The following is a 19,088-nucleotide window of genomic DNA, read 5'->3' on the forward strand; positions in this document are numbered from 1 at the left end:
CGTGGCGCTGTTGCATCGGCTCGACACCACGTTGTCGGCCGCGGGGTTCGACGATGTCCTCCGCCTCCCCGCCCTCCCGGCGCGCGGAGAGCCCGGGTCGCTCACCGTGCTGGCGCACCTCGACGACGCGCTGGCGCGGGCCGCGGAGGAGGTCGACGAGGAACTCGCCGACGTCCTGCGCCCGCTCGTGCGCGGGGTGCCCTGGCGTCAGACGGCCGCCTACGTCGACGCCCCGCCGGACGCGTCGTTCCTCGACGGCTACGCGCACGCCACACTGGCGGAGTCGCCGTGGGCCGCGTGCGGGCTCGTCCTGCTCGGGCCGGGCGTGCGCTGCCCCCCGCACCATCATCCCGCCGAGGAGTTCTACCTGCCGGCGGGAACGATCCGCTGGGTGCACGGGCTCGACGAGGCCCCTGCGCCAGAGCCGGCCGGCGCACTGATCCACCACGCGCCCTGGCAGCCGCACGGGATGTGGACCGAGGACCGCGCGGTCCTGCTCGTCTACGTCTGGACCGGGGCTGTCGCGACACCGTCCGCGTTCTGCTGACGGGGTCGTGGCGCTGGGCGTGCCGGGCCCGGCCGCTGGGTAGGCCCCGATCATGCGACACCAGGAGTTCCTCGCCGGCGTCGCCACCCGAGGTGGCTTCGCCGACAACGACGACGCCCGCCGGGCCGCCGACGCCGTGCTGGCCACGCTCGCCGAGCACCTGCCCGGCGACGACCGCGACGCGCTGGCCAAGGCGTTGCCGAACCTGCTCGAGCAGGAGGCCGGCGTCGACCGGGCCGGGGGCGGCGGGACGCCGACCGAGGCCGGCCTCGTCGACGAGGTCGCCCGGCGCAGCGGGTGGGCGCCCGAGCGCGCCCGCTACGCGCTGACGGCGGTGATCGGCCAGCTGCACGCGGAGGACGCGGACCTCGGCGAGCGCATCGGGCGCGTCGTGCCGGAGGACCTGCGGGGGAGCGGGCCGACGCTGCCGCCCGACGCCGCGTCCGAGGGCGCGCAGGGCCGCCCCCAGCCGGTCGACGCCGACGAGCTGCAGCGCGTGCTGAACCGGCTCACCGATTGGTCGGGCGACGGCTCGGGCATCGAGCGCACGGTCGAGCTGCCCTCGGAGCACATCGACCTCGTGCTCGAGCGCCTGCGGGCCGCCGAGAGCGAGATCGGCGCGCGCCTGCGCACCGTCGAGCGCACCGAGTCCTCGCTGACCGTGCGCGCGCGCACCGAGAGCATGCAGGCCGTCGCGGCCATCGACCTCGACCTCGCCGAGCGCTTCGACGACATCGTGGCGACGGTGGGCTCGGCCTGAGGTGCGCCCCGCGCACGTGAGCAGACAGCGGTGCTGGAGCACCGATTTCTGCTCACGAGCGCGCAGCGCACCTAGACGACGCTGAACCCGGGCGGCAGGGGGGCTCGCCCGGTCAGGGCGCCGAGGATCGCCGAGCCGTGGCCCAGCCGGACGCCGACGCGCGCGAGCAGGGCCGCGACCCCGGCCGTCGTCGCCTCATCGAACGCGACGGCGAGCCCGGTCGCCGCCGCGATGTCGTGCCCGTGCACGACGAGCTCGACGGTGCGCGTCGGCACGTACGACGCGACGCGCAGGCCGCCGGCGATCGTCTCGATCAGCGCGTCGGGGTCCGCCGCGCGGGCCGCGGCCACCGCGCGGTCGGCGAGGTCGCGGAACGCAGCGGCCGGGTCGTCACCGAGGGCCACGCCGGCGTCGCGCCCGCGCTGGGCCACGGCATCCTGGTCGACGCCCTCGCCGGTCGCCGACGGCAGCAGGGCGTAGTACCCCGCGGCGTCGGGGACGTCCTCGCGCGCGGCGGGCCGCTCCAGGTAGGTCAGCACGGTGACGAACGCGCGGCTCGTGTGCCCGACGAGCGAGCGCAGGTCCCACACACCGAGCGCGGGCGCGTCCCACGCGTTGGGCGGGATGCGCTCCACGAGCTCGGTCACGGTCCGGGCGGCGTCGGCGTAGTGGTCCAGCACGTGAGCGATCCTGGGGCCTATAGGCCCAAAGTTCACTCACGGAGGACTCAGGCGATCAGCTTCGCCGCCACCTGCGCCAAGCGGGTGCCCTGGACGCGCGCGGCGTGCAGGGCGTCGTCGTCGGGCGCCGCCGACTTCCTCGACACCCACGACGCGCCGTACGGGTTGCCCGACGACATCAGCGACGGGTCGGCGGCGTAGCCGAGCGGCATCACCAGCGCGCCCCAGTGGTAGAGCACGTTGTTCATCGACAGGATCGTCGCCTCCAGCCCGCCGTGGCCGGTGGACGCGCTGGTGAACGCCGTCCCGACCTTGGAAGCGAGCTTGCCCTGCGCCCACAGCCCGCCGGTGGTGTCCAGGAACGCCTTGAGCTGCTCGGCGGAGTTGCCGAACCGGGTCGGGCTCCCGAACGCCATGCCGTCGGCCCACTCGAGGTCGTCGAGCGACGCCTCGGTGTCGTACGGGTTGTCCTCGACCCACGCCTTCCACCGGCGGTTGGCCTCGATCGCCTCGGCCGGCGCGCGTTCGGCCACGGGCCGCACCCGCGTCTCGGCGCCCGCCTCGCGGGCCCCCTCCGCGAGGGCCTCGGCGAGCGCGGCCACGTTGCCGGTCGCGGAGTAGAAGACGACGACGATGCGGGGCGCGCGCTCGGGCACAGGGCCTCCCGGGTCGGGGTGGGACCCCGATCATGACGAGCGACCCGCGCGCTCCGCACACCGGGCCGCGGCGGCGCAGAATGGCCCGGTGACGACGCGGGAGGGCACGGCGCGGCCCCCGGTGGGCGGCGCCTCCGACGCCGCCGGCCCGCGCGGGCTCGTCGCCCTCTACCGCCGGCTGTCCGGCCTCGTCGCCGCGCCGTCGGCCGACGTCCAGGCGGTCGTCGCCGTCGTCACGGCCGAGCTCGGCGTGCTCGCGGCCGTCGTCGGGCCGTCGGCCGAGGTCCTCGCCGCCACGGCGCCCGGGCTCGGCGTGCCCGAGGCCTCGGCGCGCCTGCGCGGCACCGCTCACCCCACCGCCCCCGCCACCGCCTGGCCCCGCACCCTCGACACCGCCGCGGCGGCCGGCCGCGCCCTGCGCGTGCCCGGGCCCGGGACCCGTGTGCAGGTCGTGGCCCCGGTGCTGCTCGGGCGCGAGGTGCCCGCGTTCGTCGTGGCCGAGGAGGACACGGCCACCCGCGACCGCCCCGACGCTCTCGCCGGCGACGACGTCCTGCTGCTGGTCGCGGAGCACGCCGCCACCGTCGTCGGGGTGCTCGCCGGGCGCGACCGCGTGCTGGCGACGGCGGCGGGCCAGGTCCGGGGCGACCTCGTCTCCGGGCTGCTGCTCGACCGCGCCCGCGACGCCGACCAGGCCGCGCAGTGGGCCGAGCACGTCGGCTACGACCACGGCGTCGTCCACCGCGTCGTCGTCGTGTCCCCGGACGACGACGACGCCTACGGGGCGGGCCCCGCGAGCCTGCTCGGCGAGGCCGAGGAGCACCTGCTCGCGGCCGCCCCGGCCGCGCTGACCGTCGTGCGCGACACCGAGACCGTCGCCGTCGTCGGCGAGCCCGCCGACCCCGTGGCCGTCGGCGCCGCGTGCGCCCGCCGCCTCGCCCGCGGCCGGGTGCCCGACCCCGACGCGCACTGGCCGGTGACCGTCGCCGTCGGCGGACCGGTGCACGCCCCGCAGGAGATCGCCGCCTCCTACGACCAGGCGCGCCGCACGCTGGTCGCCGCGCGCCGGCTCGGGCGGGCCGGGCGCGTGCTGCGCTTCGACGACCTCGGCGTCCACCGGCTGCTGCTGCAGATCCCCGACCCCGACGCCGCCCGTGCCTTCGCCCGCGAGGTGCTGGGACGCCTCGCGGCCGAACGCTCCGAGCGCACCGTCGAGGTCCTGCGCACGCTCGCCCGCTACTTCCGCGAGGACGGCAGCCCGCAGCGCGTCGCCCGCGCCCTCAACGTCCACCCCAACACCGTCGGCTACCGCCTGCGGCGCGCCGAGGAGCTCAGCGGCCTGCACCTCGACACCTACCGCGACCGGCTCGTCGCCCAGGTCGCGCTGGAGATCCTCGGGGAGATGGAGGAGTGAGCGAGTCGTTCGCCACCGAGTCCTTCACCGCAGCCCTCGCCCGCCGCGTCCTGCTGTGCGACGGCGCCATGGGCACGCTCGCGCGGGCCTCGGGCGGGCAGGTCGAGGGACCGGGCGTCGAGCTCTGCGTCGTCGCCCCCGAGCTGGTCAGCGCCCTGCACGAGCGCTACCTCGCCGCCGGGGCGGACGTGCTGCAGACCCACACGTTCGGCGCCTCCCGCCCGCGCCTCGAACGCCACGGGCTCGCGCGCCGCACCCGCGAGCTCAACCTCGCCGGCGCGCGCCTCGCCGCCCAGGCCCGCGACCGCGCCGGGCGCCCGGCCTGGGTCGCGGGCTCGGTGTCGCCGGTGACGCCGCCCGGGCGCGGGACGACCGCCGACGCCGGCGGGGTCGCCGCCGCCATCCGCGAGCAGGTCGCCGCGCTGGTCGAGGGCGGCGTGGACCTCGTACTGCTCGAGACCTTCAGCCGTGCCGACGAGCTGCTCGCCGCCGTCGCGGCCACCCGCGCGGTGACCGACCTGCCCGTCGTCGCCCAGGCCACGTTCGTCGACGAGGACGGCAGCCCGCTGACCGCCGCCGGCGAGTCACCCGCGGACGTCGCCGCCCGCCTCGCCGACGCGGGCGTCGTCGCGGTCGGCAGCAACTGCACGCTCGGCCCGCAGGGGCTGCTCGACGTCGTGCGCCGCATGGGCTCGACGGACGGCCCGGTGCTCGCCGCCCAGCCGAACGCGGGCCTGCCGCACGTCGTCGCCGACCGCTCCGTGCGCTTCGCCGGCGACGCCGAGCACTTCGCGCGCTACGTGCTGCGCTACGTCGAGGCCGGCGCGCGCCTGGTCGGCGGGTGCTGCGGGACGACGCCCGAGCACACCGCAGCCGCCGCGAGCGCCCTGACCACCCACGACGCCTGGGCGCCGCCGTCGGATCCGTCGCCGCCGCCGGAGCCGATCGCGGTCCGCGGCGACGTGCCCGCGGTGAGCGACGCGCTGCCGCCCGCGCAGCCCGACGTCGCGCCCGGCGGCCGGGGCGCCCTGGAGCGCTGGTTGCGGGGCCACGGTCGGCGCGACTTCCTCGTCGCCGCCGAGGTGGCCGGGCCCGGCGGGCCGGACGAGCACCTCGCGCGAGCCCGCCGCGCCGTCGCCGGCGGGGCCCGGGCGCTCTGGGTGAGCCGCCCGCGGGCCCGGCGCGTCACGACCGGCCCGGCCGGGCTCGCGCTGCGCCTGCACGACGGCGTGGACGTCGACACCGTCCTCACCCTCACGAGCTGGCAGACCGGCATGCTCGCGCTGCAGGCCGACCTGCTGGGTCTGCACGCCCTGGGCCTGCGGGCCGTGGTGTGCGAGACGGGCAACCCGCCGGTGCACGCCGAGCAGGCCGTGCGCGACGGGGTGTGGGAGGTCGACGGCGCCGAGCTGCTGCGGATGGCCGCCGGCCTCAACCGCGGCATCGACGCCGACGGCGTGGAGCTGGGCGTCGCGACATCGTTCCGGCTCGGCGCCCGCTTCACCCCCGGCGCCGACGACCTCGACCACGAGGCTGCGCGCACCGTGGCCAAGGTCGAGGCGGGCGCGGAGTTCCTCGTGTCGCGGCCGGTGTTCGAGCTCGAGCGGCTGCGGGTCGTCGTCGACGCGCTCGACGCGGCGGGGTGCCGGGTGCCGGTGCTCGCGTCGGTCGGGGCGCTGACCGGCTACAGCCAGGCCGAGCACCTGCGCCACGAGGTGCCCGACGTCGTCGTCCCCGACGAGGTGCTCGAGGCGATGCGCGGCGCGGGCGACGTCCCGGACGCGGCGCGCACGGGCCTCGCGCTGGCCGCCGACCTCGTCGCGCAGGCCGCCGATGTCGTCGAGGGCGTCGTGGTGCGCTGGTCGGGCCCGGCGCTGCCCGGCCTCGACCCGGCGACGGCCGTGGCCCGCCTGCGCGCGGCAGCCGGGACCGGGGCGCGCGTCAGGCGCTGAGCGAGGTGACGGTCGCCTTGTGCTGGTGGACGGCGGGCTGCGGGGCGCCGCGCAGGCGCGCGACCGTGGCGCGGAGGTAGGCCACCTCGCGGGTCAGCGAGGCGACGGTCTCCCCGTCGAAGTCGTAGGACATCTCCTGGGGCATGACCACGACCCCGCAGCAGGGGCACGTCGTCGGGGCGTTCATCGTGGTCACTCCGTGATCGTCGGCGCGAGGGGCGGTCACGGCCCCGTCACCCTCCAGTGTTCGCCGACGCCGGGCGCCGGGCACTGTGCCCGCCCACAGAGATCACGACGGCGGCGTTGTGGTGCGCCACAGCCTGCCCCCGGTTGCGCGATCAGCGTCCGTCGACCAGCCGAGCCCGCCACGCGTCCAGGTCCGCCTCGGGCACGCCGGCGTCGCGGAGCGGGGCGCGCGGGTCGTCGTCGAGCAGGTCGAGGACGGCCTCGAGGTGCGCGGGCTCGACGCCGACGCGGCCCGGGTCGGTGTCCGGCTCGAGGGCGCCCTGGAGGGCCAGGCGGTCGCGCAGGGCGCGCCGGTGGTCGTTGGTGGCGGCGAAGTCGGCGGCCACCGCCTCGCGGGTGACCCCGGCGGTCCGCAGCAGGAGCGCGACGGCCACGCCGGTGCGGTCCTTGCCCGCGGCGCAGTGCACGAGCAGCGGTCCCGGCCCGTGCGCGGCGACGCGCACCAGGTCGGGCATCCACGCCTCGCCGGTGCGGACCAGGAGCAGGTAGAGCTCGTCGAGCCCCCGCCGCTGGCGCTTCTCGGGCGGGGCGCCGCGCATCAGCACACCGGGTGCGAGCGCCTGGATCAGCGGCAGCGGCGTCAGCTCGGCGACCTCGGCGAGCGGGTGGGGCCGCCCGTCGAGCTCCTCGGGGTTGCGCAGGTCCACGACGCTGCCGGGCGGCCACGTCTGCCCGTCGGGGCCCTGCTCCGCATCGCCGGCCATCGGCGCGTCCCCCCGCCACAGCACCCCGGGACGTGTGCGCCGACCGTCGACGGTCGGCAGGTCCCCGACGTCGCGCAGGTTGGCGAGGTACCGGACGGCGTTCGTCGTGACGGCGTCGGTGGGCGGGGGAGCGGCGGGCACCGGCGGTCTCCTCGTGTCGGGACCTCCATCGTGACCCCGCGCGACGCTCCGTCGGGGCGGGGGTGGGCGGCTTCACCCCGCCGTCGGGCTCGACCGGTGACCCGCTCGCTGCCCGACGAGCGTCCGGGCCGAGCTGAACCGTGTCCTGAGGACACGGGTCGCCGACGACCAGCTCCCGCACCTCGACACGCCGAGGACGCTGGCGCCGTGGTGTGGACAGTGACGGCGGACGCGGAGGAGTTCTGGCACGCCGTGCGTCCCTACCTGCGCGCCCATCGCGTCGAGTCGACGGTCGTGCTGACGATCGTCGACACCCTGCGGCGCCGCGGCCCGGCGCCCGGCGACCCGCCGGTGCTGGCGTGGTGGGACGCGGGCGACGGCGCGACCGCGGTGGTCGTGCAGACCCCGCCGTACCGGCCCGTGGTGTCGGCGATGCCCACCGACGTCGCCGCGGCGTGGGCGGGGGAACGGCCGCGCCCGGCGCGCCTGCTCGGTCCGGCCGCGGTCGTGGACGACCTGGCGGCCGCGTGGGACGCGACCACCGAGGTCGTCGTCGCCGAGCGCCTCCACCGCCTCGCCGGGCTCCGGCCATCGGCCGCCGCGACGCCGACGCGCCCCGCCCGTCACGCCGACCGCGCGGTGCTCTGGTCGTGGCTGCGGGAGTTCCACGACGAGGCGACCCCGGACGACCCGCTCCCGCCGCGGGCAGCGCTCGACGCGGCGATCGACGAGGGGCGGATCGTGGTCGCGGAGGCCGACGGGACGCCCGTCGCGTACGCCTCGGTCAGCCCGACGGTGCTGGCCACCGCCCGGATCGGCCCGGTCTACACACGCCCGGAGCACCGCGGGCGCGGTCACGGGTCGGCGGTCACGGCGGCGGCCGTTCGGCGCGCGGGCGAGCGCGGGGCCGAGGAGGTCCTGCTGTTCACCGACCTCGCGAACCCGACGAGCAACGCCCTCTACGCCCGGCTCGGGTTCGTCGGAGTCGCCGACCTCGTCGACGCCGCCCTCGTGCCCGTGACGGGGCGAGCGTCCACTCAAGGTTGACGATAAGGAGATCGTCAACCTACGGTGGACGCATGGCACCCACCAACGTCCGCCTCGACGACCTCATCAACGCCATCACCTCGGTGCACTCCGACGCCCTCGAGCAGCTGCAGGACGCAGTGCTCGCCGCCGAGCACCTCGACGAGGTCGCCGACCACCTCATCGGCCACTTCGTCGACCGCGCCCGCCGCTCCGGGGCGTCGTGGACCGACATCGGCAAGCGCATGGGCGTCACCAAGCAGGCCGCCCAGAAGCGGTTCGTGCCGAAGGGGTCCGGCGAGATCGACATGCAGGAGGGGTTCGGCCGCTTCACCCCGCGCGCCCGCAACGTCGTGGTGAAGGCGCAGGAGGAGGCCCGGTCGGCGGAGAACGCCGAGATCACGCCGGCGCACCTCGCGCTCGGACTGCTCCACGAGCCCGAGTCGCTCGCGGTGCTGTCGATCACGGCCCTCGGCGTCGCGCCCGAGACCATGCGCCGGACGCTGCTCGGCACGCTGCCCGCCCGGTCCGACGAGATCGGCGCACTCATCCCGTTCGACGCCGCGTGCAAGAAGGTGCTGGAGCTGACGTTCCGCCAGGCGCTGCGCCTCGGGCACAACTACGTCGGCACCGAGCACATCCTGCTGGCGCTGCTCGAGCACGAGGACGGCAGCGGCACGCTGACCGGGCTCGGGCTCGACCGCGAGGCCGTCGAGAGCCACGTCGTGCGGGCGCTCTCCGTGTTGACCGGCGCGCCACAGGACCCCGCCGCCGGGCCGAAAACCGGCTGAGATCGAGCCGGCGGCGTGGTCCGATGACCGCGTGCACGTCGCCTTCTCACCGCGCCCCGACGGCGGCTCGGTCGCCGACATCGACCGCGGCGACGGGCTCCGGTTGCGGCTGCGCTCCTACGACCGCACCGGCGTCGTCCCCCACGACGCCGTGCACCTCGTCGGCGAGCGCGCGCTCGGACTGACCGGCGGGCTCTGGGGCTCGATCCGCGCGGGCGCCCTGTTCGATAGCGTCGAGATCACCGGCGGGAACCCGCGCCACGACCGCCGCGCGGTGTCCGACCGGGTGCGGCGCGAGAACGCCCGCGAGCTGCGGCTCGCCGAAGTCGTGGTCGGTGTGCTCGCGGCGTCGATCGACGCGGACGGCCCGGCGCTCGAGGCCGCCCTGGACGCCGCGTGGGGCATCACCGAGACCGGACCCGCGCCCTTTACCGGCGAGCAGGCGGCGCGGGCCGCCGAGGAGCTGCGCGCGCTGCGGGACCGCTGGCGGACCCTGCGGCCCGGCGAGGTGATCGCCTACGACTGGCCCGAGGCGCCGGTCAGACGCCGTAGACGCGCCCGGGCGTGACGAACACGCCCGCCCGGCGTTCGCGGGACATCGTCGCGTCGAACTCGTCCCAGTCGTCGTGGGTGCCGCCGGCCGCGGTGAAGATGCCGCGCAGCAGCGCCGGCACGTCGTCGACCCCCGCGAGCACGTCGTCCGGGCCGGCCAGCTCGACCGAGCCCTCGACCGTCCCCCAGCGCCAGCCCGAGCGCACCGTCACCGTCGCCCACGGGCGCGCGCGCAGGTTGGCGAGCTTCACCGACCCGCCGACCGCCACGAACGCGACCACGGGCGCGCCGGTGACGGGGTGGTCCATCACCCCCGCGTTGACCAGCGTCGACTGGATCGCCCCGCCGGCGCGCGCGGTCGACACGACGACCAGCCCGTGCTCGTCGGCCAGCTTCGAACGGAAGTCGTCGAGGTCCACGCCGTGAGCCTGGCACGCGCTCAGCTCACGGCGAAGCCGAAGGGCAGCTCGAGGCGGTGGGCGGCGAGGAGGTCGGGGTCGGCGAGGATCTCGCGGGTCGGCGCGTCGGCCACGACCACCCCGCCGTCGATGACCACTGAGCGCGGGCAGAGCTGCAGCGCGTAGGGCAGGTCGTGGGTGACCATGAGCATCGTGCGGTCGAGGCCCAGCAGCACCTCGGCGAGCTCGCGACGGGCGACCGGGTCGAGGTGCGTCGAGGGCTCGTCGAGCACGAGGATCTCGGGGTCGCAGGCGAGCACGGTGGCCAGGGCGACGCGGCGGCGCTGACCGCCCGAGAGGTGCATCGGCGACCGGTCGGCGTGCGCGGCCATGCCGACGGCGCCCAGCGCATCGGCCACCCGCCGCGACAGCTCCGGCTCGGTGACGCCGAAGTTCGCGGGCCCGAACGCGACGTCGTCGCCGACGGTGGGCATGAAGAGTTGGTCGTCGGGGTCCTGGAAGACGATCCCGACGCGACGGCGGATCTCCTGGAGGTGCTCGCGGGTGACCTCGAGCCCGCCGACCCGGACCGCGCCGGCGCCCGCCCGGTGCACGCCGTTGAGGTGCAGCACGAGCGTGGTCTTGCCCGCCCCGTTGGGCCCCAGCAGCGCGACCCGCTCGCCGCGCTCGATGCGCAGGTCCACGCCGAACAGCGCCTGGTGGCCGTCGGGGTAGGCGAAGGCCAGCCCCGCGACCTCGAGGCTGGGGGTCATGGGTCGAGCTCCGCTGCGCTCCGTCTCCCCGACCGTCACCAGGCCCAGTATCCCGACGCCGCGAGCAGGACCGCCGCGGCCGCGGGCACCAGCGCGGCCGCCCACGTCGCCGTCGACGCCGACGCCGTGGTGAAGGCGGGCATGGTGCCGGTGTAGCCGCGGGAGAGCATCGCCAGGTGCACGCGCTCGCCGCGCTCGTAGGACCGCAGGAACAGCGCGCCGACCGACCGCACCGTCGCCCCGAGCTGCCAGGCGAACCGGGGGTCGTGCCCGCGAGAGATCCGCGCGAGGCGCATCCGGCGGGCCTCGGCCGCGATGACCTCGAGGTAGCGCAGCATCAGCGTCGCGATCACGCAGACCATCGCCGGCACCCGCAGCCGCGAGAGCCCGGAGACGAGGTCGCGCAGCGGCGTGGTGCCCGCCAGCGTCACCGACACCAGGACGCCGAGCGTGCCCTTGACCAGGATGTTCCACCCGGCGAGCAGCCCGTCGACCGACAGCGACATCCCCCACCACTCGACCCGCGGGCCGACGGCGAAGAACGGCAGCAGGACGGCGAGCACGACGAACGGCGCCTCGATGAGCGCGCGCGCCGCGAGCCACCCCGGCGGGATGCGCGCCGCGACCCATACGCCGACGAGCAGCAGGAACTGCAGCCCGAACACCGCGAACGCCTCGCGTGGCGTGGCCACCACGGCGAGCACGAACACGAAGGCGCCGACGATCTTCACGTGCGCAGGCAGGCGGTGGACCGCCGAGTCCCCGGCGCGGTAGAGCGGGTGGGCGTGCCCGGCCGCCACCGCTACTCGACCCGGCTCGGGGTCTCGCTCCGCGACGACCGCCGGCGCAGCACCCAGAACAGGCCGCCCGCGACCGCGAGGGTCAGCAGCACGCCGATCGCGCCCGCGACGCCGGTGGTGCCCTCGGAGCCGCCGACGGTGTAGTCGGCGAGCGGGCTCCCGGCGGTCGCGTGCTCGCCGGCGTTCTGGGCGATGCACGTGCCGCCGACGGGCTCGCCGGCCTCGTCGAGCTCGCAGCCCGACTGCGTCACGGCGTCGAGGCCGTCGGGGCTGCCGCTCGCGGCGTACGAGACGACCCCGGCGAGCAGCAGGGCGACGAGGAGGAAGCCCGCGTAGAAGGCCACCGGGAGTTTCTTCACGAGCGCGCCCCCTGCGTCCTGATCTGCAGCGACGGCCCGGCCGCGCGCGTGAGGTACACGAGGTCCGGGCGCGCGGCGGCGACCGCGCCGACGGTGAGGGCGGTGATGATCCCCTCGCCGATCCCGATCAGCGCGTGGAAGCCGGTCATCAGCCCGAACACGGTGCCCAGCGCCAGGCCCTGCCCCCCGAGCGCGTACTCGAGCACGAAGCCCAGCGAGGCGACCACGGTGTTGACCCACGCGGCGACGAACGCGGCGAGCACGAGACCCCCGCGGCTGCGCATCGCGATCCGGCGCATGGCCACCGCGACGCCGTAGCCGACGAAGCTGCCGATCAGCGCCATGTTCGTGATGTTGGTGCCCAGCGCCGACAGGCCGCCGTCGGCGAACAGCAGGGCCTGCAGGAGCAGCACGATCGAGACGCACAGCGCGCCGACGTAGGGCCCGACGAGGATCGCGCACAGCGCGCCGCCGAGCAGGTGGCCGCTGACCCCGGGCAGGATCGGGAAGTTCAGCATCTGCACCGCGAACACGAAGGCGGCGACCAGGCCGGCCATCGGCGCCGTGCGGTCGTCGAGGTCGCGGCGGGCGCGGGCGACGCAGAACGCCAGGCCGAGCACCGCGATGAGGGCGAAGAGCACCGAGATCGGGGCGTTCACGATCCCGTCGCTCATGTGCATGGCGACGAGCCCGGTGTGCGGTTCCACGAGTCACCCCCGCGAGGCGGACCGAGCCACCCGGTCGGGCGGTGGGGTCAGTGTGTCGCAGGTGACTCGTTGTCGCACTAATCCTGCGACAACCGATCACTGGCCGAAAGGAGGGTGTGGCGGGACCGTCGGCGTGGTGCGCCGGATCGGAGGATGCTCGGCGGCACGGGTCGTGGGAGGGGTGGTCGCGGTGGAGCGGACGACGTGCGTCGTGGTCGGCGGCGGGCCGGCCGGGATCGTCCTGGGCCTCCTGCTCGCCCGCGCCGGGGTCACCGTGACCGTGCTGGAGAAGCACGCCGACTTCCTGCGCGACTTCCGCGGCGACACCGTGCACCCGTCGACGATGACGCTGATCGACGAGCTGGGGCTCTGGCCCCGGTTCGCGCGGCTGCCCTGGAAGCCGATCGAGACCACGCAGGTCGTCCTCGACGCGGGGTCGGCGACGCTGGGCGACCTGCGGCGGCTGCGGCGCCTCGGCCAGCCGCACCCGTTCGTCGCGATGGTGCCGCAGTGGCACCTGCTCGACATGCTCGCGGGCGCCGCCGAGGAGGAGCCGGGCTTCACGCTCGTGCGCGACGCCGAGGTGGTCGACCTGCGGCGGGCGGGTGGGCGCGTCACCGGGGTGCGGTGGCGGGACCGGTCGTCGGCGGGCGGGGCCGAGCACGAGCTCGCCGCCGACCTCGTCGTCGCGTGCGACGGCCGGGGCTCGCGTGTGCGGGAGCTCTCCGGGCTGCCCGTGCACGACTTCCCGGTGCCGATGGACGTGTGGTGGTTCCGGTTGCCGCGCGGCGACGGCACCGGCGACCCCGCGGGCGGGATCGGCCGCGTGAGCGACGGGCGGCTCGTCGTCATGCTCGACCGCGGCGACCACTACCAGGTCGCTTACCTCATCCCGCGCGGCGCGGACGCCGCGTACCGCCGGCAGCCGGTGCAGGTGCTGCGCGACGACATGCGCCGGCTGCACCCCTGGCTCGGCGACCGCGTGGACGGGCTGCGGTCCTGGGACGACGTGAAGCTGCTGGCCGTCACCCTCGACCGGCTGCGGCGCTGGTCCGCGCCGGGCGTGCTCTGCGTCGGCGACGCCGCGCACGCGATGTCGCCGATCGGCGGGGTCGGCATCAACCTCGCCGTGCAGGACGCCGTCGCGGCTGCGCGGTACCTGGGTCCGCTGCTGGCCTGCGCCCCCGCGGACCCGGCCGCGGTCGACCGGGCCGCGGCCCGCGTGCAGCGCCGTCGGTGGTTGCCGACGGCGGCGACCCAGGCCGCCCAGCGGGTCGCGCACCGCGTCGTCGTCCGGGCCGTGCTCGGCGCGACCGCCCCGACGCCCGGCGGGGACCGGCTGCCCGCGCCGTTGCGGCTGCTCCGGCGGGTGCCCGCGCTGCAGGTCGTGCCGGCCTACCTCGTGGGCGTCGGGGTGCTGCCCGAGCGCGCGCCGATGTGGGCGCGCCGCGGCGCTCAGGAGACGGGCCCTCAGGACGCGGGCGCGAAGAACTCCAGCGCGTTGCCGTCCGGGTCGGTGAAGGACAGCGCCCAGCCGTAGTCGGCCTCGACGACGCCGCCGTGCGGCACGCCGAGCAGGTCGAGGTGCGTCTGCCACGCGGCGACGGCGGGCCGGTCGGGGCAGGCGAACCCGACGTGGTCCAGGCCCGGGGCGACGACGTCGAAGCGGTCACCGGCGCGCGCGGTCTCGTGGGCCGTCAGCCCGAAGAGCTGGCCGCCGGCCAGGGCGAACACCGTCCGCTCGAACGGCCCGTCGGACAGCGTCATGGCCGGCTCGACGCCGAGCAGCTGCTCGTACCAGGCGGTGCTCGCCGCGAGGTCGGTCACCGACAGGGCGACGTGGGCGATCGAGGGCAGCTCGGGCATCGAGACCTCCGAGGATGGTCGGGACGGTGACGCGCCGGAGGTCGGTAGACAGCGCGACGCAGGAGCGCTGACTGCCGCACCTCCTTGGCGCGACGGACTAGTCGGCGCGGACGGGGAAGTGTCGCGGTCCGCGCAGGACGGTGGCGACGCGGGGCACGATCCTCCCCGCGGGGCGCAGGCGCGGCATCCGCTGCGCCAGCACCTCGAGCGCGACCTCGCCCTCCATGCGCGCCAGGGCGGCGCCGAGGCAGTAGTGCGCGCCGCCCGAGAACGCCAGGTGCGGGGTGGTCTGCTCGCGGTGCGGGTCGAAGCGGTCGGGGTCGGCGTGCGCGGCGGGATCGCGCCCGGCGCTCGCGAGCAGCACGAGCACGCCCGAGTCGCGCCGCAGCGTCCGCCCGCCGATCTCGACGTCGGAGTGCGCGAACCGCGCCGTCAGCTGCACCGGCGGGTCGAAGCGCAGGGTCTCCTCGACCGCGCCCACGGCCAGGGCCGGGTCCGTGACCAGGTCGTCCCACGTGCCCGTGGCCTGCAGGGCGCGCACGGCGTTGCCGATGAGGTTGGTCGTGGTCTCGAAGCCCGCGACGAGCAGCAGCTGGGCCATCGACACCAGCTCGTCGAGGGTCAGCGCGTCCTCGTCGAGCGCGTGCACGAGCTGCGAGATGACGTCCTCGCCCGGGTCGGCGCGGCGGCGCTCGACGAGGTCGCCGAACAGCGCCCGCAGGTCCGCGGTGGCCCGGGACAGGGCGTGCGCGTGGCGCACCGAGCGCACGCCGTCCAGCGCGGCGCCGAGCGCGCGGCCCCAGCGGGCGAAGCGCGGGGTGTCCACGTCGGGGATGGCGAGCAGCTCGGCGATGATGCTGATCGGCAGCGGGGCGGCGAGGTCGGTGGCCAGGTCGAACGTCCCGCGGGCGTCCGCGTCGTCGAGCAGGCGGCCGGTGACCTCGCGGGCGGTGTCCCGGTAGCGCGCCAGCCGCCGCGGCGCGAACGTCGGCTGGGCGAGGCGGCGCAGCCGGGTGTGGTCGGGCGCGTCGAGCGCCAGCAGCGAGAGGTCGATCGGCTCGATGAGCGCGGCGCCCGGGTCGGTCGGGTCCTGCCCACTCGCGCTGCTCGCATCGTCGGTGGGGTCGAACGGCATCCGCCCGTCCGCCAACCGTACCCCGAACCGCCGGTCGCGCAGCACCGCGGTGCACGCCTCGTGGGTGGCGACGGCGTTGATGCCGGTGCGACTGCGGACCACGCCGCCGGCGGCCTGCGCACGCAGGGTGGCGTAGGTCGGGTAGGGGTCGAGGCGCCACGGCTTGTGCATCAGCCGCGCGACGGGGTCGCCGCGCAGGGCCAGGGCGAGGCCGCCACCGCGCATGACGGCGATGCGGGTGCCCAGGCGCAGGTCGGCGCGCCACCGCGGGAGGGACCGGCGCGCGGTGCGCGGGTCCGCCTGCTCCGTCGTCACGTGCCGCGGCCTCCCGGTCTGATCTGGACTGGTGCTCGTCGGGCGGGGGTGCCCCCGTAGGTTCGTCCGGTCCGGTGCGGAGTGTCACGTCTGCTCGGCTGGATCCGTCACCAGACCGGGCGGAGGGTGAACAGTGCCGGTCCGGGCGATCCCCGGACCACAGTGCCACCAGGATCGCCACCAGCATCACCGAGGATCCGCCGACGAGCAGGACGGGAGCGGGACGTGACCAGCACCAGCCCCGCGCCGCGGTCCGTCCCGGCACGCGCGACCGACCCGGTGCGCCTGCTCCGCTCGTGGACGCCGGGCCTCGGTTCGTGGCTGTCCGGCCCCGGCGGGTCGCTGCTGACCCGCGGGACGCTCGCCCGGCCCCCGTCGGCCGACGCCGACGCGGTCGCGCGCTGCCTGCGCGAGGTCGAGGCGGGCCGCCCCGCGTCCGCCGGGCCCGCCCTCGCCGTCGGCGCCCTGCCCTTCGACCCCGCCGCGCCGGCGCACCTCGTCGTGCCGGAGCACGTCGAGCGCGCGGCCCCGCTGGGCACCGTGCTCGTCGCCGAGCCCACCGGCGCGCCCGTCACGGGCACCACGCGGTCGGTCCCGGCCCCCGAGGCCTACGAGGCGATGGTCGCCGAGGCGCTGGCGCGCATGGGGTCCGGCGACCTGCAGAAGGTCGTGCTCTCCCGCGTCCTCGAGGTCGTCGCCGACGCGCCGGTCGACCCGGTGCGGATGGTGCGCGAGCTGGCCCACCGCGACCCGCGCAGCCACCTCTTCGCGGTCGACCTGCCCGCCGACCGGGCCGGCACGCCGCGGACCCTGCTGGGCGCGAGCCCCGAGCTGCTCGTCGCCCGTGACGGCGCCGAGGTCGTCGCCAACCCGCTGGCCGGGTCGGCCGCACGCTCGCCCGACCCCGCCGAGGACCGCCGCCGCGCCGACGCCCTGCTCGCCTCGGTGAAGGACCACCACGAGCACGCCCTCGTCGTCGCTGACGTCGCCGAGCGGCTGCGGCCCCTCGTCGACGACCTCGAGGTGCCCGCGACGCCCTCGCTCGTCGCCACCCCGACGCTGTGGCACCTGTCGACGACGCTGCGCGGGCGCGTCACCGACCCGGCGGTCACGTCGCTGCACCTGGCGCAGGCGCTGCACCCCACGCCCGCGGTCTGCGGGGTCCCGCGGGCCGCCGCGCACGCCGCCATCACCGAGATCGAGCCGTTCGACCGCGGCTTCTACACCGGCACCGTCGGCTGGACCGACGCTCACGGTGACGGCGAGTGGGTGATGGCGCTGCGCTGTGGCGAGGTCCAGGGTGACCACGTGCGTCTGTGGGCCGGCGCCGGCATCGTCCCCGCCTCGCGTCCCGCCGACGAGCTCGCCGAGACGGCGGTCAAGCTGCGGACGCTGCTCGACGCGCTGGGACTCGACGAGGCCTGATGGGTGCGACGGCTCCGACCTGGGCCCAGGTCCGCGACGGCCGCGAGGTCCTCGCCGACGACCACCTGCTGGTGCTGGACAAGCCCCCGGGCTGGTCGGTGATGGGCGAGCGCCACGACATCGACCTCGTGCGCCTGGCCCGCGACGCCGGCGAGACCCTGTGGCCCGCGCACCGCATCGACAAGGTCACCTCGGGGCTCGTGCTGTTCGCCCGCCGGCTCGAGGCCCACGGCACGCTGACCCGCCAGTTCGCCGAGCGCAGCGTCGCCAAGACCTACCTGGCCGTCACCCGGGGCACCGGGCTGCCCGCGAGCGGGTCGATCGAGCTGCCGCTGGCCGTGGGGCGCAAGAACCGCGTGCGCATCGCCGCCCCGCGCGAGGCGATCACCCGCGACGGCGACCACTGGAGCGTTCCCGCCGACGCCGTGCTCGCCGGCGACGTCTACCCGTCGACCACGACGTTCGAGCGGCTGGCCGAGGACGACGACCGCACGCTGCTCGCCGTCCACCCGGTCACGGGCCGGCGCCACCAGATCCGCGTGCACCTCGCCTGGATCGGCCACGCCCTGGTCGGGGACCCGTTGTTCGAGAAGGCGCCGACCACCCGGGTCGGCCTGCACTCCTGGCGCCTGGGCTTCACCGCCCCCGACGGCACGCACCACGATCTCGAGGCCCCGCCGCGCGAGGACTTCCGGTCGCTGGGTGCCTTCGGCATGTGAGCAGAAATCGGTTCTGGAGCACCGAATTCTGCTCACGTGCCGAAGGCACCTAGCCCAGCGCCTCGGCCAGCAGCCCGATCGACCGGCGCATCTGGTCCTCGCCGACCTCGCGCACCCGCTCGAGCACGGGCTCGTGGGTCACCGCGGACCAGTCGTGGGTGTGGGTCACGAGCGTGTGGTCGTCGTCGGTGGCCGCGAGCTCCCAGCTCCAGACGTGGCCGGAGGGCTGGGCGCCGGGCTTGGCGGGCGCCCACGCCAGCGCCCGGTCGGGCTCGTAGCGCACGACGTGGTTCTCCACCGTGTAGCGCCCGCGGTCGGGGTGCTCCATCTCCATGACGAACACGTCGCCGGCCTCGGTGATCGCGAGGTGGGTGTGGGAGGCGCGCACCGTGCCGCTGCCGTCGAGGTCCGGGTGGCGGTCGGGGTCGGCGAGCAGGGCGAACACCCGCTCGACCGGGGCGTCGACGGTGTCGCTGACCGAGATCTGGGTGTCGCTCACCCGGCGATCGTGTCAGGTCCGCCCGCGGGGTACTCGGCGCGCATGGGCACCCCGGAGATCACGCTGCACCGCGGCGACATCACCACCGCCGAGGTCGACGCCGTCGTCAACGCCGCCAACTCGGGCCTCCTCGGGGGCGGCGGGGTCGACGGCGCGATCCACCGCGCGGGCGGGCCGGCGATCCTCGAGGCCTGCCGGGAGCTGCGGCGTACGACCCTGCCCGACGGCCTGCCCACCGGGCAGGCGGTCGCGACGACGGCGGGGAACCTGCCGGCGCGGTGGGTGATCCACACCGTCGGCCCGGTCTACGCGAAGTCCCAGGACCGCTCCCACCTGCTCGCGTCGGCCTACCGCGAGTCGCTGCGGGTGGCCGACGAGATCGGGGCGCGCACCGTCGCGTTCCCCGCGGTGTCAGCGGGCGTGTACGGGTGGCCGCTCGACGACGCGGCGCGGATCGCCGTGACCACCGTGAAGGAGACCGACAGTGCCGTGCGCGAGGCACGGTTCATCCTCTTCAGCGATCAAGCGTACGAGGCATTCGTCCGTGCGGAGCAATCGAGTGGGTGATGTGTCCTGATCGTCGGCCACGCTCTGCGGCGAACAGCCCAGACCCACTGAGGTTG

23 protein-coding genes are annotated in these 19,088 nt (G+C 76.2%); 11 read left to right on the plus strand and 12 right to left on the minus strand.

What is annotated here, in order from left to right:
• Position 1: 1 nt before the first annotated feature.
• Together ACQPX6_RS03890 and ACQPX6_RS03895 are read left to right on the plus strand one after the other, a co-directional pair.
• A complete protein-coding gene (locus tag ACQPX6_RS03890) occupies positions 2 to 547 on the plus strand; it encodes a dimethylsulfonioproprionate lyase family protein (protein WP_433785573.1) in 546 nt (181 codons plus the stop codon).
• 52 nt (positions 548 to 599) lie between these two features.
• Positions 600 to 1,307: a DUF2267 domain-containing protein gene (locus ACQPX6_RS03895; protein WP_433785574.1), complete on the plus strand. Its 708-nt coding sequence runs from the start codon at positions 600 to 602 to the stop codon at positions 1,305 to 1,307.
• Between the two features lie 71 nt (positions 1,308 to 1,378).
• Here the strand turns inward: ACQPX6_RS03895 and ACQPX6_RS03900 are convergent, their stop codons facing one another.
• Together ACQPX6_RS03900 and wrbA are read right to left on the minus strand one after the other, a co-directional pair.
• The gene (locus ACQPX6_RS03900; RefSeq protein ID WP_433785575.1) at positions 1,379 to 1,987 is read right to left on the minus strand and encodes a maleylpyruvate isomerase N-terminal domain-containing protein; all 609 of its coding nucleotides are present in this window, start codon (positions 1,985 to 1,987) and stop codon (positions 1,379 to 1,381) included.
• A gap of 47 nt (positions 1,988 to 2,034) precedes the next feature.
• Positions 2,035 to 2,643: an NAD(P)H:quinone oxidoreductase gene (gene wrbA, locus ACQPX6_RS03905; RefSeq protein ID WP_433785577.1), complete on the minus strand. Its 609-nt coding sequence runs from the start codon at positions 2,641 to 2,643 to the stop codon at positions 2,035 to 2,037.
• A gap of 88 nt (positions 2,644 to 2,731) precedes the next feature.
• On the opposite strand from wrbA, the gene ACQPX6_RS03910 reads away from it, so the two are divergent.
• Together ACQPX6_RS03910 and ACQPX6_RS03915 are read left to right on the plus strand one after the other, a co-directional pair.
• On the plus strand, positions 2,732 to 4,057 hold the full coding sequence (locus tag ACQPX6_RS03910) for a PucR family transcriptional regulator (RefSeq protein ID WP_433785578.1): 1,326 nt from the start codon (positions 2,732 to 2,734) through the stop codon (positions 4,055 to 4,057).
• Entirely contained in the window at positions 4,054 to 6,009 is a 1,956-nt protein-coding gene (locus tag ACQPX6_RS03915; protein WP_433785579.1) for a homocysteine S-methyltransferase family protein, read from the plus strand. Before ACQPX6_RS03910 ends, ACQPX6_RS03915 begins: the two co-directional genes overlap by 4 nt.
• Here ACQPX6_RS03915 and ACQPX6_RS03920 read toward each other — a convergent pair.
• Both ACQPX6_RS03920 and ACQPX6_RS03925 read right to left on the minus strand, forming a co-directional pair.
• Positions 5,999 to 6,205, minus strand: coding sequence for a hypothetical protein (locus ACQPX6_RS03920; protein WP_433785581.1), 207 nt, complete (start codon positions 6,203 to 6,205; stop codon positions 5,999 to 6,001). The genes ACQPX6_RS03915 and ACQPX6_RS03920 overlap by 11 nt on opposite strands.
• Before the next feature lie 142 nt (positions 6,206 to 6,347).
• Entirely contained in the window at positions 6,348 to 7,100 is a 753-nt protein-coding gene (locus ACQPX6_RS03925; protein ID WP_433785582.1) for a tyrosine-protein phosphatase, read from the minus strand.
• Between the two features lie 219 nt (positions 7,101 to 7,319).
• On the opposite strand from ACQPX6_RS03925, the gene ACQPX6_RS03930 reads away from it, so the two are divergent.
• Genes ACQPX6_RS03930 through ACQPX6_RS03940 form a run of 3 tightly spaced genes read left to right on the plus strand, consistent with a single transcriptional unit; the run spans position 7,320 to position 9,485 of the window.
• A complete protein-coding gene (locus ACQPX6_RS03930) occupies positions 7,320 to 8,147 on the plus strand; it encodes a GNAT family N-acetyltransferase (protein WP_433785584.1) in 828 nt (275 codons plus the stop codon).
• 32 nt (positions 8,148 to 8,179) lie between these two features.
• Positions 8,180 to 8,917: a Clp protease N-terminal domain-containing protein gene (locus ACQPX6_RS03935; protein ID WP_433785585.1), complete on the plus strand. Its 738-nt coding sequence runs from the start codon at positions 8,180 to 8,182 to the stop codon at positions 8,915 to 8,917.
• Positions 8,918 to 8,948: 31 nt separating this feature from the next.
• On the plus strand, positions 8,949 to 9,485 hold the full coding sequence (locus tag ACQPX6_RS03940; RefSeq protein WP_433785587.1) for a hypothetical protein: 537 nt from the start codon (positions 8,949 to 8,951) through the stop codon (positions 9,483 to 9,485).
• On the opposite strand, the gene ACQPX6_RS03945 is transcribed toward ACQPX6_RS03940, so the two are convergent.
• From ACQPX6_RS03945 to ACQPX6_RS03965, 5 genes are read right to left on the minus strand one after another with little or no spacing between them, the layout of a single operon-like run.
• Entirely contained in the window at positions 9,457 to 9,888 is a 432-nt protein-coding gene (locus ACQPX6_RS03945; RefSeq protein ID WP_433785588.1) for a pyridoxamine 5'-phosphate oxidase family protein, read from the minus strand. The two genes, ACQPX6_RS03940 and ACQPX6_RS03945, sit on opposite strands and share 29 nt — an antisense overlap.
• Before the next feature lie 20 nt (positions 9,889 to 9,908).
• Positions 9,909 to 10,640 carry an energy-coupling factor ABC transporter ATP-binding protein gene (locus tag ACQPX6_RS03950; protein WP_433785590.1) on the minus strand — a complete coding sequence of 244 codons (732 nt, stop codon included), beginning with the start codon at positions 10,638 to 10,640 and terminating at the stop codon, positions 9,909 to 9,911.
• 35 nt (positions 10,641 to 10,675) lie between these two features.
• Entirely contained in the window at positions 10,676 to 11,440 is a 765-nt protein-coding gene (cbiQ, locus tag ACQPX6_RS03955) for a cobalt ECF transporter T component CbiQ (protein WP_433785592.1), read from the minus strand.
• Between the two features lie 2 nt (positions 11,441 to 11,442).
• Positions 11,443 to 11,799, minus strand: a complete 357-nt coding sequence (locus tag ACQPX6_RS03960; protein WP_433785593.1) for a PDGLE domain-containing protein — start codon at positions 11,797 to 11,799, stop codon at positions 11,443 to 11,445.
• Positions 11,796 to 12,479: an energy-coupling factor ABC transporter permease gene (locus ACQPX6_RS03965; RefSeq protein WP_433788181.1), complete on the minus strand. Its 684-nt coding sequence runs from the start codon at positions 12,477 to 12,479 to the stop codon at positions 11,796 to 11,798. The genes ACQPX6_RS03960 and ACQPX6_RS03965 overlap by 4 nt, the downstream gene beginning before the upstream one ends.
• Positions 12,480 to 12,696: 217 nt before the next feature.
• Here ACQPX6_RS03965 and ACQPX6_RS03970 point away from each other — a divergent pair, with 217 nt between their 5' ends.
• Positions 12,697 to 14,046 carry an FAD-dependent oxidoreductase gene (locus ACQPX6_RS03970; RefSeq protein WP_433785595.1) on the plus strand — a complete coding sequence of 450 codons (1,350 nt, stop codon included), beginning with the start codon at positions 12,697 to 12,699 and terminating at the stop codon, positions 14,044 to 14,046.
• On the opposite strand, the gene ACQPX6_RS03975 is transcribed toward ACQPX6_RS03970, so the two are convergent.
• The gene (locus ACQPX6_RS03975) at positions 13,977 to 14,372 is read right to left on the minus strand and encodes a VOC family protein (protein WP_433785596.1); all 396 of its coding nucleotides are present in this window, start codon (positions 14,370 to 14,372) and stop codon (positions 13,977 to 13,979) included. The two genes, ACQPX6_RS03970 and ACQPX6_RS03975, sit on opposite strands and share 70 nt — an antisense overlap.
• 97 nt (positions 14,373 to 14,469) lie before the next feature.
• Positions 14,470 to 15,822, minus strand: coding sequence for a cytochrome P450 (locus ACQPX6_RS03980; RefSeq protein ID WP_433785597.1), 1,353 nt, complete (start codon positions 15,820 to 15,822; stop codon positions 14,470 to 14,472).
• Positions 15,823 to 16,047: 225 nt separating this feature from the next.
• Between ACQPX6_RS03980 and ACQPX6_RS03985 the strand changes: the two genes are divergently transcribed.
• Positions 16,048 to 17,247 (plus strand): isochorismate synthase, encoded by a 1,200-nt coding sequence (locus tag ACQPX6_RS03985; RefSeq protein ID WP_433785598.1) that lies wholly within the window; start codon positions 16,048 to 16,050, stop codon positions 17,245 to 17,247.
• Complete coding sequence (locus ACQPX6_RS03990) at positions 17,247 to 17,966, plus strand: RluA family pseudouridine synthase (protein WP_433785599.1); 720 nt, start codon at positions 17,247 to 17,249, stop codon at positions 17,964 to 17,966. Before ACQPX6_RS03985 ends, ACQPX6_RS03990 begins: the two co-directional genes overlap by 1 nt.
• Positions 17,967 to 18,015: 49 nt before the next feature.
• Here ACQPX6_RS03990 and ACQPX6_RS03995 read toward each other — a convergent pair whose 3' ends face one another.
• The gene (locus tag ACQPX6_RS03995) at positions 18,016 to 18,465 is read right to left on the minus strand and encodes an SRPBCC domain-containing protein (protein ID WP_433785601.1); all 450 of its coding nucleotides are present in this window, start codon (positions 18,463 to 18,465) and stop codon (positions 18,016 to 18,018) included.
• 42 nt (positions 18,466 to 18,507) lie between these two features.
• On the opposite strand from ACQPX6_RS03995, the gene ACQPX6_RS04000 reads away from it, so the two are divergent.
• Positions 18,508 to 19,032: an O-acetyl-ADP-ribose deacetylase gene (locus ACQPX6_RS04000; RefSeq protein WP_433788182.1), complete on the plus strand. Its 525-nt coding sequence runs from the start codon at positions 18,508 to 18,510 to the stop codon at positions 19,030 to 19,032.
• The last annotated feature ends 56 nt before the right edge of the window (positions 19,033 to 19,088 follow it).

The organism is Actinomycetospora sp. CA-101289 (assembly GCF_050955895.1).
In the GTDB taxonomy this organism is placed as follows: domain Bacteria; phylum Actinomycetota; class Actinomycetes; order Mycobacteriales; family Pseudonocardiaceae; genus Actinomycetospora.